General features: G+C 72.2%; 15 protein-coding genes. 9 read left to right on the top strand and 6 right to left on the bottom strand.

All coding sequences use genetic code 11. The annotated features are described in order from the left end of the window. The first annotated feature begins 63 nt into the window (after positions 1-63). The 6 genes from OHA37_RS06005 (at position 64) to OHA37_RS06030 (ending at position 4,672) form a co-directional block, all read left to right on the top strand. A complete protein-coding gene (locus OHA37_RS06005) occupies positions 64-915 on the top strand; it encodes a helix-turn-helix domain-containing protein (protein ID WP_266903204.1) in 852 nt (283 codons plus the stop codon). A 67-nt stretch (positions 916-982) separates the two neighbouring features. Beyond that, positions 983-1,222: a hypothetical protein gene (locus OHA37_RS06010; protein ID WP_323182310.1), complete on the top strand. Its 240-nt coding sequence runs from the start codon at positions 983-985 to the stop codon at positions 1,220-1,222. Between the two features lie 166 nt (positions 1,223-1,388). After that, positions 1,389-2,360: an acyl-ACP desaturase gene (locus OHA37_RS06015; protein WP_266903206.1), complete on the top strand. Its 972-nt coding sequence runs from the start codon at positions 1,389-1,391 to the stop codon at positions 2,358-2,360. A gap of 95 nt (positions 2,361-2,455) precedes the next feature. After that, the gene (locus OHA37_RS06020; RefSeq protein WP_266903208.1) at positions 2,456-2,767 is read left to right on the top strand and encodes a hypothetical protein; all 312 of its coding nucleotides are present in this window, start codon (positions 2,456-2,458) and stop codon (positions 2,765-2,767) included. Next, positions 2,760-3,965, top strand: a complete 1,206-nt coding sequence (locus OHA37_RS06025; protein WP_266903210.1) for a hypothetical protein — start codon at positions 2,760-2,762, stop codon at positions 3,963-3,965. The genes OHA37_RS06020 and OHA37_RS06025 overlap by 8 nt, the downstream gene beginning before the upstream one ends. Continuing rightward, on the top strand, positions 3,962-4,672 hold the full coding sequence (locus tag OHA37_RS06030) for a hypothetical protein (RefSeq protein WP_266903212.1): 711 nt from the start codon (positions 3,962-3,964) through the stop codon (positions 4,670-4,672). The genes OHA37_RS06025 and OHA37_RS06030 overlap by 4 nt, the downstream gene beginning before the upstream one ends. Before the next feature lie 19 nt (positions 4,673-4,691). Here OHA37_RS06030 and OHA37_RS06035 read toward each other — a convergent pair whose 3' ends face one another. Next, positions 4,692-4,946, bottom strand: coding sequence for a WhiB family transcriptional regulator (locus OHA37_RS06035; protein ID WP_266903214.1), 255 nt, complete (start codon positions 4,944-4,946; stop codon positions 4,692-4,694). A gap of 101 nt (positions 4,947-5,047) precedes the next feature. Here OHA37_RS06035 and OHA37_RS06040 point away from each other — a divergent pair, with 101 nt between their 5' ends. After that, positions 5,048-5,782, top strand: a complete 735-nt coding sequence (locus tag OHA37_RS06040) for a TetR/AcrR family transcriptional regulator (protein WP_266903216.1) — start codon at positions 5,048-5,050, stop codon at positions 5,780-5,782. Here the strand turns inward: OHA37_RS06040 and OHA37_RS06045 are convergent. Continuing rightward, positions 5,745-7,238, bottom strand: a complete 1,494-nt coding sequence (locus OHA37_RS06045) for an MFS transporter (RefSeq protein ID WP_266903218.1) — start codon at positions 7,236-7,238, stop codon at positions 5,745-5,747. The genes OHA37_RS06040 and OHA37_RS06045 overlap by 38 nt on opposite strands. Then, positions 7,235-8,125, bottom strand: coding sequence for an alpha/beta hydrolase (locus OHA37_RS06050; protein ID WP_266903220.1), 891 nt, complete (start codon positions 8,123-8,125; stop codon positions 7,235-7,237). The genes OHA37_RS06045 and OHA37_RS06050 overlap by 4 nt, the downstream gene beginning before the upstream one ends. Positions 8,126-8,644: 519 nt before the next feature. On the opposite strand from OHA37_RS06050, the gene OHA37_RS06055 reads away from it, so the two are divergent. Beyond that, positions 8,645-10,015 (top strand): S41 family peptidase, encoded by a 1,371-nt coding sequence (locus OHA37_RS06055; RefSeq protein ID WP_266912541.1) that lies wholly within the window; start codon positions 8,645-8,647, stop codon positions 10,013-10,015. Between the two features lie 237 nt (positions 10,016-10,252). Here the strand turns inward: OHA37_RS06055 and OHA37_RS06065 are convergent, their stop codons facing one another. From OHA37_RS06065 to ligD, 3 genes are all read right to left on the bottom strand, one after another. Next, positions 10,253-10,888 carry an HAD family hydrolase gene (locus OHA37_RS06065; protein WP_266903222.1) on the bottom strand — a complete coding sequence of 212 codons (636 nt, stop codon included), beginning with the start codon at positions 10,886-10,888 and terminating at the stop codon, positions 10,253-10,255. 116 nt (positions 10,889-11,004) lie between these two features. After that, positions 11,005-12,045 carry a phosphotransferase family protein gene (locus tag OHA37_RS06070; RefSeq protein ID WP_443046289.1) on the bottom strand — a complete coding sequence of 347 codons (1,041 nt, stop codon included), beginning with the start codon at positions 12,043-12,045 and terminating at the stop codon, positions 11,005-11,007. A 158-nt stretch (positions 12,046-12,203) separates the two neighbouring features. Beyond that, the gene (ligD, locus tag OHA37_RS06075; RefSeq protein WP_266903226.1) at positions 12,204-13,223 is read right to left on the bottom strand and encodes a non-homologous end-joining DNA ligase; all 1,020 of its coding nucleotides are present in this window, start codon (positions 13,221-13,223) and stop codon (positions 12,204-12,206) included. A gap of 75 nt (positions 13,224-13,298) precedes the next feature. On the opposite strand from ligD, the gene OHA37_RS06080 reads away from it, so the two are divergent. Beyond that, positions 13,299-14,366 (top strand): ATP-dependent DNA ligase, encoded by a 1,068-nt coding sequence (locus OHA37_RS06080; RefSeq protein ID WP_266903228.1) that lies wholly within the window; start codon positions 13,299-13,301, stop codon positions 14,364-14,366. The last annotated feature ends 169 nt before the right edge of the window (positions 14,367-14,535 follow it).

A 14,535-nucleotide genomic window follows, 5' to 3' on the forward strand; every position in this document is an offset into this window, starting at 1 on the left:
TCTCATGTCATTTCCGGACTCGTGAGGGCACTCCCGCATGCCCGGCCGGAGGAGGGGGGACCTGTGCCACCGAGGAGTACGCCGACCGCGCGCCAGCAGCGCCTGGGCTCCGAGCTGCGCAAACTCCGCGAGCAGTCGGGCATGTCGGTGCAACAGGCGGCGGCGCTCATGGGGGTGGACCGCACCAGGATCCCCAACATCGAATCGGGCCGGATCGCGATCGGCGCCGAGCGCGTCCGCACCCTCGCCTTCAACTACGACTGCCCCGACACGGGGCTGGTCGACCTGCTCGCCTCGATGGCCCAGGAGCGCGACAAGGGATGGTGGGAGCAGCACCGGGGAATGCTGCCGCCCGCACTCCTGGACATCTGCGAACTGGAGCACCACTCCGTCGAGTTGCATACCGCCGTGACCACGCACATACCCGGACTGCTGCAGACCGAGGCGCACGCACGGGCCGTTTTCGACACCGCCGACCCACCGCTGCCCGAACCCGACCTGCAGGCGCGGCTCGCCCTGCGGATGCACCGCCAGCAGGTGTTCGCGCGCGAGGCGCCGCCGCTGTACGAGGCGGTCGTGCACGAGGCGGCGCTGCGCATGCAGTTCGGCGGTCCGAAGGTGGCGCGGGCGCAGCTCGAACACATACTGGAACAGTCGGAGCGGGCCCGTACGACCGTGCGCGTGATTCCGTTCACCGCCGGCGGGTTCCCCGGCGCCGGCCAGTCCTTCACGTACGCGGCCGCCACGATCAGCGAGCTGGACACCGTGCAGCTGGACAGTTCGCACGGCTCGATGTTGCTGGATTCGCAGATGAAGCTGCTCCGCTACCGGGGCCTGCTGGAGCGGCTGCGCTCCCTGGCGCTGCCGGCCCGCGACTCCCGCGATTTCATCCGCGCCATCGCACAGACCCTCTGACCGGGCCGAACGGCCGACCGGCTGACTGACCACCGAGCCGGATCCGACGAGGAGACGAGAGAACGACATGGGCACGACGACCACGACCGCGACCACGCCGGCGACCCCGTCGGCGACGTCCGGCATCGCCTGGGACGAGGCGTTCTGCAGCGAGGGGGCGAACTGTTTCCGCTTCGGGCGGGACGCCGAGGGGAAGGCTTACATCGGAACCACCGAGTCCGCCGTCTACGTCACGGACTCGATCGATGCGCTCCGTGCGCTGATCTCGGCCGTCAAGGCGGGAGCCGCGGACCACCTGCTCGCGTGACTTTAGTCCCTTCAGGCCACGCCAGGCCCCCTTCAAACTGCATGGATAACCGGACGTAACCGGACAGAGTGACCCTTGGGGCTTGGCTGGTCTTGATGTCGCGCTTAACCTACGACTCCGTAGGCTACGGAACCGTAGGTAATTCGCTTTGCACTCAGGAGTACCCGTGACGATCACCTCTCCCCACCTCGGCAGCTCGGAGGCGTGGACGGACGCCAAGCTGCTGTTCGCGCTGGAAGAAGTGGTCGAGAAGGAGCTCAACCGCCATCTGACGGCCACCAAGGACTGGATGCCCCACGAGTACGTCCCGTGGAGCGACGGCCGCAACTTCCCCGGATTCTTCGAGGACGGCGAGGCCTGGGACCCGGCGCAGTCCAAGGTCACCGAGATCGGCAAGATCGCGCTCGTCGTGAACCTGCTGACCGAGGACAACCTCCCCAGCTACCACCACGAGATCGCCTCGCTTTTCGGCCGCAACGGCGCCTGGGGCACCTGGGTGCACCGCTGGACCGCCGAGGAGGGCCGCCACGGCATCGTGATGCGTGACTACCTGCTGGCCTCGCGCGCCGTGGACCCGGACAAGCTCGAAGCATTCCGGATGCAGCACATGTCGGAGGGGTTCGAGTCCGACAACCGCCACTCGATGCTGCACTCCGTGGCGTACGTGGCCTTCCAGGAGCTCGCGACCCGCATCTCCCACCGCAACACCGGCCACCAGTCCGGTGACCCGGTCTGCGACCGCATGCTGGCCCGCATCGCGCAGGACGAGAACCTGCACATGATCTTCTACCGCAACCTGCTGGGCGCGGCCTTCGAGATCGCCCCGGACCTGACGATGCAGGCCGTGCGCGACGTCGTGGTCGACTTCCGGATGCCCGGACACGGGATGCCCGGCTTCGAGCGGATGGCCGCGCAGATGGCGATCGGCGGGGTCTACAACCTGCGGATCCACCACGACGACGTGCTGAGCCCCGTGATCCGCTTCCTGAAGATCATGGACATCGACGGCCTCGGCCCCGACGGGCAGAAGGCCCAGGAAGAGCTCGGTCTCTTCATGAACGGCCTGGACTCCGAGGCCCGCAAGTTCGACGAGCGGCTGGCCGCCCGCGCAGCCCGCATCGCGGCCCGCAAGGCCTGATCCGTCCCCTGCGCCGCGACTGACCGGTTTCCGCTCGCTCATGCGGGTGACGACGATTGCCCTGGCAGAGCCCCGCTCTGCCAGGGTTTCGCGTCATGACCGCCATGACGCCGCTCCAGGTGGAGATCGACCAGCTGGCCCGCCTCACCAACGCCCTGGACACCTCGCTGACCGCCCTGCGGGAAGCCCGGCGCGAGCTGGAACACGTACGGGCCGACCAGCTGGGCACGAGGGACCTCGACGCGGCGTGCGACGGCTTCCAGGACAGATGGGGCCACGGCACCAAGGAGCTCGCCGGGCGGATCAAGGCCGTACGCGAGGGCGTGCGCCGTAGCGCCGCCGAGTACGCGGAGCTCGACGAGGCCATCCGTGCGGCCTTCCGGCAGGCGGGGCGAGCCCGTGGCTGACTCCCCGGCGCCCAAATCCCCGGCCCCCAACTCCCCCAGCGCCGGCTCCCCCACCGCCGACGGCCCCTCCGTCGACTTCTCCGCGCTCGGCTTCGACCCGGCCCCGGGGGGCCCGTTCGCGGTCCTGGCCCTGGCGAAGAAGCTCCGCTCCTCGGCGGATTGCCTCGGGGAGACCTCCCGCGTCGTCGACGCCCTGGTCTCCCACAGCTCGGCCTGGCAGGGCGAGGCCGCCACCGCCTTCCGCGCCTCGCTGTCGCGGGAGCTCCCCCGCCACCTCAAGGCGGCCCACACCTCACTGGCGGAGGCCGCGCGCCGGCTGGCCGGCTGGCACGACACCCTGGCCGCCCACCGCACCCTGGCCGCCCGCTACGCGTCCCGGGCCGCCGCGGCCACCACCGACGAGGCCCTCACCGACGCCCGCCGACTGGCCGCCGAGCTGGCCTCGGAGCACTCCACGGCGGCCCGCAGGGTGGCGGACAGCCTGACCGCGACGGCCGAGCGGCTGGCGCCGAAGGAGCCCGGGCTGCTGGAATCGGTCTGGAACAAGATCGTCGACGATCCGGCGGACGCCCTCTCGAACGCGGCCGCCATCCTGGGAGCCGCCGGCGCGGCCGTCGCGCTCTTCTTCCCGCCGGCCGGGATGGCGATCATGCTGGTCGCGGGCGGGCTCTCGCTGGCCGCCCTGACCGCGCACCTCGCGGACCCCGGCTTCCGCAAGCCGCTGGCCGACGGTTTCACCCGGGGCAAGTTCGACGCCGCGTTCTGGAAGAACAGCGTGACGCTGCTCGGCGACGGCCTCGGCGCCGTCCCGGGCGTGGCCGCCGTCGCCACCGGCGCGAGGGCCGGTACGGTCGCGGCCCGCGCTGCCATGGCGGTCCCGGAGGCCGGCGCCCTGGCGGGCGTCTCGCCGGGCGCGGGGGCGTTCGCCCGCACGACGTGGAACACGGCGGACGAACTGCGCAAGGTGGAGAGCCCGCTCACCGCGTGGGCCCTGCGGTCGTCGACGCCCGAGGTCAGGGAGCGGGTGGGAGTGGCCGTGGCCGGTACCGGAGCGGCCACGGCCGCCGCCGACTACACGGGCGACGACACGTCCGTGGACCGCGGTTCCACGGCGGTCGACGGCACCCGCGTCGTCGTGGAGGACGCTCCGTCCACGGTCGCGAGGTCGGCCCGGCTCTGGACGCTGGTGCAGCCGTGATCAACCGCTCCGTCCCGCCGGTCTGGTTCCGGCTGCCGCCCGGGTTCCACGACATCCGCCCCGAGGACCGGGAGGTCCTGGAGGAGGTCGCCGAAGCCCTGGGGGCTCTGGGCGGCACGGGCGGCACGGATGCGGGCGCGAGCTCCGGTGGGGGAGCCGGTGCGGATGCCGGATTCGGTGCGGAGTCGCAGCTCGGCCGGCTGATGGACCGCCTCGACGAACTCGCCGGCCAGCCCGGCCTGCACCTGGTCCACACCGCGGTCGGCCTCCACCCCGAGGGCCCGGAGACCGTCTCCACCTCGCTGTTCTCCCTCGCCGTCCGGACCACCGAAGACTCCGGCGCCGGGGCCGGTGTGGCACGCACGGCCCTGGCCCTGGCCCGGTCCGCGCTCGGGAGCGGCGCGACGCGCAGGTTCCTCGACCTGGCCTCCGGGCTCCCGTGCGCGCTGGTCTGCGGGGTCCTCCCCGTGCCCGGCGCCGATCGGGAGCTGTTCCAGGCCAGGGCCGTCACGGCGCATCCCGACGGACGCCACCTGCTGCTGCTCGACCTCACCAGCACGGCCACCGGGCACGCAGATGCGTACACCGCCATCCTGGAGGCGGTCGCGCACACGATCGCCTTCGCCGATCCCGGGCCGGCGCCGCCCGGGCCGCCCGGGCCGCCCGGCGGCGCCGGGACCTCGCGGATCCTGGAGCTGCTGGGGTGAGCCCGGGGCCGCGCGGCGGTCAGGGTCGTCGGCGCAGGGCCTGGCGTTCGGCTTCGGACAGGCCGCCCCAGACGCCGAAGCGTTCGTCGTTGGCCATGGCGTAGTCCAGGCAGGGTTTGCGGCCCTCGCAGGCCCCGCACAGCCGCTTCGCGTCGCGCAGCGAGGAGCCGGGCTCCGGGAAGAAGAAGCCCGGGCCCGTCTGGGCGCAGAGGGCGAGCTCGTACCAGGCCGGTACGGCGGTGACGGTATCGGTATCGGTGGTGTTCATCGACATGCCGCAGAGCCTGTCCGGCGGCGATGGACGTCCGATCAACGCCTGATCAACAGCCACAGAGTGAACGACCGTGCGTGCGATGATTTCGGTACCATGGCGGCATGGCAGACGGACGCGTGGAGCGCGGGAACCAGACCCGGCGGACGGTCCTGGAACGGACGATGAGCATCGCCTCGGTGGACGGCCTGGAAGGGCTGTCCCTGGGGAAGATCGCCACGGATCTGGGGCTGAGCAAGAGCGGCGTGTTCGCCCTCTTCGGTTCCAAGGAGGAGCTGCAGCTCGCCACCGTGCACGCCGCCCGGGACGTCTTCGTCGAGCAGGTCGTGCGGCCCGTACGGGACGAGCCCGCCGGGCTCGCCAAGGTGTGGCGGCTGTGCGAGAGCTGGCTCGACTACTCCGGCCGCCGGGTCTTCCCCGGCGGCTGCTTCTTCTACTCCGCCTCCGCCGAGTTCGATTCGCGCCCCGGGCCCGTCCGCGACGAGATCGCCAAGACCCGCGGTGCCTGGACGCGGTACATCGAGCGGATGCTCGACGAGGCCCGGCTGGCGGGCGGGTTCAGCGAGTCGGCCGCGGCCGACGTCGATGTCGTGGAGCAGCTGGCCTTCGAGATCATCGCGATGATGGAGCTGGCCAACGCGCACTCCGTACTGCTGGAGGACACCACGGCCTACGACCGGGCCGCGCGGGGCATCCTCGCCCGGCTGCGCGCGGCGACGGCCGCCCCGGAGGAACTCCCGGAGCGGCCGCCCGTACTCGTGTTCCCGGTCGCCGGTTTCTCCGCCGGCGACGCTCCGGCCGTCAGCCTCCCGGCCGCTTCGGCCGCGCCGGAGGGCTGAGCCGCATCGTGGCGCCCGTGACCGCCGCGCCCAGCGCGGCGAAGGCGGTCAGCAGGAAGACTCCCCGCCAGTGGTCCCCCGCGCCGGACCCGGTGAGCAGGGCCGCCGTCCCGGCGACGCCGAGCGCGCCGCCGAGCTGGCGGGCCGTCATCAGCAGGCCGGTACCGGCCGCGAAGCGCTGTGGCGGGAGGCCGGCCGAGGCCGTCGTGGACAGCGCGGTCACCACGACCCCGATGCCGAGGCCGCCGAGAAGGCCCGCGGGCAGGAAGATCTGGGCGTACGAGGTGGACTCCCCGACCCAGCCCCACAGCAGCAGGGCATTGGCGGCGAAGAGCAGCGATCCGACGGTGACGGCGGCCCCTTGGAGGCGGGCGGGGACCCGGCGGCCGACGACCAGCGCGCCGGCCATGGCGAGGACGGCGCCCGGCGTGACGCCGAAGGCCGCTTGCAGGACCGAGAAGTTCCAGCGCTCGATGAGGTAGGACGGGCCGGTCAGCAGCCAGGCGTACATGGCCGCGCCGAAGAGCAGGGCGCCGATGTTGGCGCGGGCGAAGAGCGGGTCGTGCCACAGGTCGCGGTCGACGGCCGGGGCGGGGTGGCTGCGCGAGCGGCGCAGCGCGAGGGTGCCCGCCAAGGCGCCGCCGACGACCAGGGCGAGCACCTTCGGATCGGTCCAGCCCCACTCCGCACCCTGGGAGAGCCCGGCCACCACTCCCCCGATGCCGAGGGCGAGCGCCGTCGTACCGACGGGGTCGGGGAGCCGGCGTCCGGTGCGGGGTTCCCGGGGGACGACGCGGACGGCGGCCCAGGCGACGGCCAGGCCGAGCGGGACGTTGATGAGGAAGATCGCACGCCAGTCCCACCACTCGACGAGCAGTCCGCCGATGGTCGGGCCGACGGCGGCGGCCAGTCCGCCCGCCGCCGACCAGGCACCGAGGGCGGCGGCCCGGCGCGCGGGCGGGGTGTGGGCCAGTACGAGGCCCAGCGCGGCGGGGATCATCCCGGCGGCGGCCGCTCCCTGAAGGGCGCGGGCCAGGACCAGCAGCTCGGCGGTGGGGGCCGCGCTGGCGGCGAGCGAGGTCAGGGTGAAGGCGAGGGTCGAGCCGAGGAACAGGGCCCGGCGGCCCAGGGTGTCCGCGAGCCGGCCGGCCGCGGCGAGCAGGGCGGCGAACAGTACGGCGTAGGCGCTGACGACCCAGGTCAGGCGGGCCAGCGACACCTCGGGGAAGGCCCGGCGCAGGTCGGGGAAGGCGACGTTGACGACGGTGGCGTCGAGGAAGGCGAGGAAGGTGACGGCACTGGCAAGCGCGAGCACCCGCCCGCCCCCGGGGCCGCCCTCGACCCCTTGCCATCCGGAATCGGGCACGGAGGACACGGGCGGCGAGGGTACGGGTGGCGAGGGTACGGGCGGGGTGGCCGACTCGGGCGCGGCGGGTTCGGGGCGGGTGGAGGTCATCGGGTGGCTCCCGCGGTCTCGGCCGGGCCCGCCGCACGGGTCTGCGACGGGGTCGTGTTCAGGAACTCCACAGTCGTCGCGATGACTTGTGGGTCGAGGAGGATGCGGCGGTGACCGAGTCCGCTCGTCTCGATCAGGCGGGCCCGCTCCCCGTAGGCCGCCGCGAGGTCGCGGGACTGGGTGGGGGCCGCGGTGTCGTCGTCCGCGTCGTGCACGAGCAGGATCTCCGAGGGGATCTCCTCGGGGTGGTGGCACGCGTCGAAGCGGGGCCAGATGCCGGGCTCGGCCGGGAAGAGCCGACGCTGGATGTGGCGCCGCATGGCGTCCTCGACGGCCTGGTTCACGCCCAGCATCGCCCGGAACCGCGCGGCGAGGAAGTCGAAGTCCGCGATGGCGCCGATGCCGGCGATCCGGTCGGCCCGGATCCCGTCCCGCAGCGCGAAGAAGGTGGACACCACCCCGAAGGAGTGGGCCAGGACGGCCGAGAACTCCCCGTACCGTGCGTGCAGTTGGCGGATGATCTCGCGCTGCCGGAGGATGGTGGTGGCCCGGCCGCCGGACGCGCCGTGCCCAGGTGCGTCGAAGGAGACCACGGTCCGGCCCTCGGCCAGCAGCGCCTCGACGAACCCGGCGAAGCGCGAGGCGCGCGAGGTCCAGCCGTGCACGATGAGAACCGGCCGGTCGCCGTCGCCCCAGCGGTACGTGGTCACGGGTATCCCGTCCACGACGAGCCGGCCGGTCACGGCCCGGGCCATGACCTCCACTTCGCCCGGCTTCACCTTCGGCCGGCCGAGCGGCCGCACGAACAGCGCGAACGCCACCCGCCCGACGGGGCCCGGGGCGACCCGGGCGGTGATGTTGAGGGTCGTGCTCAGGAGTGAAGCCATGGGGTGCATGCCCGGTTCTCCGGATCTCCTCAGAGTGGCCAGACTGCGCTGGCGGGTCAGGGTAGTGAAGAGATATTAGCACGATCGTTCGTGTTGTTATGGATGGATCGCGCGAGCCTGATTCCTGCGCGGTCGCCCTCGCCCTTGCCCTCGCCCTCGCCCTCACGCTCGCCAACGAAGGTAGTCGACGCCGATCCACCGACCAGGCGAACTGCGTTCGCCATCAAGGATTTTGATGACCCACCCCTGCCGGTCGCCCGACCGGATTCGGGGGGTAGCCCCACCCGGGTCGGGTGGGCCGCCGGATGTCCCCGACCCCCGGCCGCCGCGGATCCTGTGACGAGTCAAGAGACTTCGGCGGCGAACAGGGACACCACGATGACCAGCACAGGCACAGGCACTGGCACAGGCACAGGGACAGGCGCAGGCGCAGGCACTGGCACAGGTGCGGGCACACGCACAGGCCCCCGCACGGGCACTCACCGGCGCGCGGCAGCGGCGGCGGTGCTCCTCGCCCTCATGGTCGCCACCGCCGGCCCCGCCGCGGCCGCCACCGCCACCACCGGCCGCTCAACCGCCGGACCGCACGGGCCCGTCGGGCCGGTCGGGATCTGGCGGCTCGACGGCTACGGCACCGTGCTCCGCGTGGAGTCCGGCCGGCTCCAGGAGTACCAGGTCACCGGAATCAGCTGCCTGCCCGGCGCGAGCGCGCAGCGGGTCCCGGGCAGCGGGAGCTCCGCGGCCTTCCGCTACGCCACCGAGGACGGAGAGGTCCTCACCGTGCGCCCCGGAAGCGTGCACGTCGAGGGGTCGGTCGGCGACCGCGCGACCCGCCGCCTCGCCGCCCTGCCCGAGCGGTGCCGCGAGGCCCAGGAGCCCGGCCCCGCCGCGGACCCGGTCGCCACCTTCGACGTGTTCTGGCAGACCTTCGCGGAGAACTACCCCTTCTTCGCCGCCAAGGGCGTCGACTGGAACGCGGTACGCGAGAGCCACCGCCCCCGCGTACACGCCGGGACCACAGAGGACGAACTCTTCGCCGTCTTCCAGGAGATGCTCGCCCCGCTGCACGATGCACACGTCCGCCTCTTCGACGGCGGCGACCGGTTCTTCGGCGAGGTGCGCCCTGGCACCGTGATGCCGACCCTCGAACTCGAGACCCGGGTCAAGGCCTACATCCAGGAGGTGGATCTCGGCGGACACGCGCCGCAGGAGTTCGCCCAGGGACGCATCTCCTACGCCGACCTGCCCTACGGCCGCGGCTACCTGCGCCTCTCCGGCTTCGGCGGCTACACCGAGAGCGGCGACTTCGCCTCCGAGAGCGCCGAGCTCGACCGCGTCCTGGAGAGCGTCTTCACCGCCGAGCGCACCGCCCGCCTGCGCGGCCTGGTCATCGACCTGCGCATCAACGGCGGCGGCTCCGACGAACTCGGCCTGCGCCTGGCCGCCCGGCTCACGGACCGCCCGTACTTCGCCTACGCCAAGCGCGTGCGCAACGACCCCGACGACGCGACCCGGTTCACCCGCCCGCAACCCCTCTACGTCCAGCCCGCACGGGGCCCCCGCTACACCGGGCCGGTCGCCGTGCTCACCGGTGGCTCCACCGTGAGCGCGGGCGAGACCTTCACCCAGGCCCTCCTGGAGCGCCCCGGCCGGACGGTCCGCATCGGCGAGCCGACCCAGGGGGTCTTCTCCGACGTCCTCGGCCGCACCCTCCCCAACGGCTGGGAACTCGGCCTGCCCAACGAGCAGTTCCTGACCCGTACCGGGAAGACCTTCGACGGCCCGGGCATCCCGGTCGACGTCACCACCCCGGTCTTCACACAGGCAGAGTTCGACGCCCACCGCGACTCCGCCTTCACCGCCGCCCTACGGCACCTTCCCCGGACCTGAAGGGCGTTGCAGAAGGCTCCGTGTTGTGCCCGGTCATCCAGCGCCTGCGTCCGCTGCCGGCGCTGGAGCCGGCCCCGCGGCTGGTCGCCGACGTGGACCGGATGCGGATCGTGGACGGAACCCTGACCCCGGTCCGCGACCGCACCGTTGGCGCCTCGTCGAGGAACTACCGGCTCCCGGCGAACGTGCAGGTCATCATCATCTGGTCGTCGCCTCAGCCCGGCCGACGCAGTTCGATCAACCAGCGGCTCGGACCAGCCGGCTCAAGTGCGGGAGCACACCTCGCAGGTCGTCGTCCTCCACCGCAACCGTCGCAGCCATCCGCGCTTGCTTCGAGGCGTTGAATGCCACGGCCACCCCGACCGAGGCGAACAGCGGCAGGTCGGAACGGCTGTCTCCCACTGCCCCGCACGAGAGGGGGTCCAACCCCAGCTCTTGCGCCTGCGTGAGGGCGAAGTCCCGCTTGTCGTACTCGTCGAAGTGGCGGGCGACGCGCCCCGTGAACCGGCCTCCGGCGGTCTCCAGCCGAGGTCCGCTGAACGAATGGAAGCCGAAGCGGTCGGCCAGGTAGCCGCCGACCGGGGACCAAGCCAGGGTCGCCAGGACAGGCACCAGCCCGTTGCTCCAGCACCAGCCCACGGTCTCCGAAATGCCCGAGACCAGGGGAAGCCCGTCGAGCCGGCCGAGGACCTGCTCTTCGGACGCGCCTGCCCAGCCCGCCGCATCCAGCTCCGAGACTTGGCGATTGTCGAGGGCGCCAGAGGCGTACCCGTCCTCCGCCTCGGCCAACTCGTCGCGATATCCGAGAAAGCCGGCCAGGAAGACCGACGAACTCGTCCCCGGGACGAGAGTGCCATCGACGTCGAAGAACACGGCACCTGCATGATCAGATGAGAGCACCGGCCAAGGATGCCACCACCATGTGACGCATCAGATCACCGCGTGCGTCCGGGCACTTCTGCAACACCCTTCAGAGCATTTCGCTTGGATCACCTGCCCGTTGGGCCGGGCGTGTCGGCCTTCGGCTGCCCAGCCCTGCCCCCCGTCAGGAGGGCGAGCGCCTCCCGGAGGTTGTGCTCCGCGATGCCCGTCATGAAGTCGCGGTCGGGGAAGTCGCCGTCGAGGAGGCGCAGCGGTCCGGCGACCAGGGACAGGCGCATCGCCAGCGCGTAGAACGCCAGGCGCTGTTCGTCGAGGTCGCTGCGGTCCAGCGGCGGATAGTGCTCGCCGAAGCGCAGTCGCAGGAACACGTGCTCCCACTCGATGTCGAAGAACATCAGCCCCTCGATGTCGATGAGGACCGGATGCCCGGCGCGGTCCACCAGCACGTGGTCCGGTCCGAGTTCCCCGTGGATGAGCCCGTGCCGCGAGCGCGGGCGTACGGCGGCAGCCAGTGCGCGAAGCGCGCTTTCCAGGTGGTCGCGGGAGCCTGCGATCCGCGTGTCGCGCGAGGCGGCTTCGGAGAGGTCGTCGAGGGCGCGGCCCAGGACGACCTGCGCGCACGAGCTGCCCTCCGACGTACCGCCCCCGTCGATCAGGACGACCTTCCCGAAGCGCGGACCCTCGTGCCCCTGCATCGCCCCGAGCGCCTCGGCGAGTCGCTCCATGGTCGTTCCCGCGCCGCGAGGGTCTTGGCGCAGCAATGCTTCCAGGTTCTCCCCCGGCACGTCCTCGACCACCGCGACGTCCGCCGGGTAGTGGCTCCCGCTGCGGTCGGCCAGGTGGATCCGGGGCGTGCGGATCCCCAGGCCGTCCAGCTTTCGGTGGGCGGCTTCGAACAGCTCGATGCCGGATGCCGGCGAGAACGGGTCCGCGTGGTTGCCTGCGGGGGCGGCCTGTGCCGTTGGCCAGTAGTTCTCGGCGTCGTCCCAGATGTAGACGATGGCGGTGGAGTCGTCGTCGAGGGTGAGGCGGTAGACGCCCTTCTTGCTCCCCCCTCGGAGCCGCGAGGCGCCCACGAGGCGACGCCCGCCGCCCAGACCCGCGTGCGCGAGGCCGGCCAGATGATCCCGCGTGACAGCCCTGCGTATCGCCTCCACGGCGTACCTCCCCTGAGTACCGACTGCGTCATGTCCGGCCCAGAGTCTGGCCGACCACGAGCCGCAGCCGACACCACCGCCGCAATCCACCGACGGGAACACCGTCGCTCCGCACGCCCCACCGCTCTCGGTGTTCCGCGGAACCCGGGTCAGTCCTCGTGCTTCGCGCGGCTCGGCTGGACCCGCTTGGGCTCGCCCGGCATCTTGGGATAGTCCGGCGGGTAGGGCATGTCGCCGAGGCCGTGGTCGTGTTCGTGGCGGTCGGCCAGTTCCAGCGCGGCGTCCAGGGCGAAGGCGTGCTCGTCCATGTCCGCGTGCAGATCGCCCAGTTCCGCGAAGCGGGCCGGCATCGTCACGATGTCGAAGTCGCGCGGCTCCGCATCGTCCAGCTCGTCCCAGCGCAGCGGCGCGGAGACCGGGGCGTGCGGGCGCGGACGGATGGAGTAGGCCGAGGCGATGGTGCGGTCGCGCGCCGTCTGGTTGTAGTCGACGAAGATCCGCTCGCCGCGCTCCTCCTTCCACCAGGCGGTGGTGACCTTCCCCGGCATCCGGCGCTCCAGGTCCCGGCCGATGGCGATGGCGCACCTGCGGACCTCCGTGAAGGTCCAGCGCGGCGCGATCGGCACGAACACGTGCAGGCCCCGGCCGCCCGAGGTCTTGGGCCAGCCGCGCATGCCCAACTCCTCCAGCAGTACGCGCAGTTCGTGGGCGACCGCGACCGCGTGGTGATAGTCGGTGCCCGGCTGCGGGTCCAGGTCGATGCGCAGCTCGTCGGGTCGGTCGGTGTCCTCCCGCCGGACCGGCCAGGGGTGGAAGGTGAGGCAGCCCAGGTTGGCGGCCCACAGGACGGCGGCCGGCTCGGTCGGGCAGATCTCGTCGGCGGTGCGGCCGCTCGGGAAGGCGATGTGGGCGGTGGGGATCCAGTCGGGCAGGTTCTTCGGGGCCCGCTTCTGGAAGAAGGACTCGCCCTCCACGCCGTCCGGGAACCGCTCCAGGGTCGTGGGCCGGTTGCGAAGGGCGCGGGTGATCCCGTCGGCGACCGCGAGGTAGTAGGCGGCGACGTCCCCCTTGGTGAGGCCGCGCTCCGGGAAGTACACCTTGTCGGGGCTGGACAGCCGGACGGTCCGGCCGCCCGCCTCCAGCTCGATCGCTTTGCCCGCTGCACCCATGTGCGCCACGGTAGGCGGACCCGCGCGGGCCCGCACACCGAGCGGGTCCGGGCGTACCACCGCAGAATCGGAGACATGGATCTGCCGGTCATGCCACCCGTGAAGCCGATGCTCGCCAAATCCGTGTCCAAGATCCCACCGGGCATGCAGTACGAGGCCAAGTGGGACGGCTTCCGCGCGATCGTCCACCGGGACGGGGACGAGATCGAGCTCGGCAGCCGCACCGGCAAGAGTCTGACCAGGTATTTTCCCGAGCTGGTGGAGGCCCTGAAGGCCAATCTGCCCGACCGCTGCGTGGTCGACGGAGAGATCGTCCTCATCCAGGGCGGGCGGCTCGATTTCGACCGGCTCAGCGAGCGGATCCATCCCGCCGCCTCCCGGGTGAAACTGCTCGCCGAGACGACCCCGGCCTCGTTCGTGGCCTTCGATCTGCTCGCGCTGGGTGACGACGCCCTCCTCGACGCGCCGCTCGTCGACCGCCGCGCCGCCCTGACCCGCATGCTCTCCACCGCTCGACCCCCCGTCCACCTCGCGCCCGCGACCACCGACCCCGCGCTCGCGCAGGAGTGGTTCGAACGATTCGAAGGCGCCGGGCTCGACGGGGTCGTCGCGAAACCCCTCGATCTCCCCTACCGGCCCGATGCCCGCCTCATGTTCAAGATCAAGCACGAGCGTACGGCCGACGCCGTCATCGCGGGTTTCCGTTTCCACAAGAGCGGTCCGATTGTCGGATCGCTGCTCCTGGGCCTCTACGACGCCCACGGCACCCTCCAACACGTGGGCGTCTGCGCCGCCTTCCCGATGAAGCGCCGCGCCGAGCTGATCGACGAGCTCGAACCGCTCCGGATGCCCGCCCCCGAGGGCCATCCGTGGGCCGCCTGGGCCCAGGAATCCGCCCACGAGAGCGCCCGGCTGCCCGGGGCGCAGAGCCGCTGGACCGGAAAGAAGGACCTGTCCTGGGTACCGCTGCGCCCCGAGTGGGTCTGCGAGGTGGCCTACGACCACATGGAGGGCGACCGGTTCCGGCACACCGCGCAGTTCCGCCGCATGCGGCCGGACCGGGAACCGCGCAGCTGTACGTACGCCCAGTTGGACGAGGTCGTCGGCTACGACCTCGCCGAGGTGCTGGGGTCCGCCGGCTGAGCCGGCCGGGCCGGGCCAGGCCCTCGCCAGGTCTTGAGGGTGCGCACCGCCCACGCGTGGCGGTCGGCGGCGGCGGCGACCGCAACGGTCCCGGGTCCCGGCCGCGGGAAGCCTGCGCGGGTGACGCCCGGGCGAAAGCCTCGCGGCCGAAACCCGTGCGGCCGTCCTG

Source organism: Streptomyces sp. NBC_00335 (assembly GCF_036127095.1).
Lineage (GTDB): Bacteria > Actinomycetota > Actinomycetes > Streptomycetales > Streptomycetaceae > Streptomyces.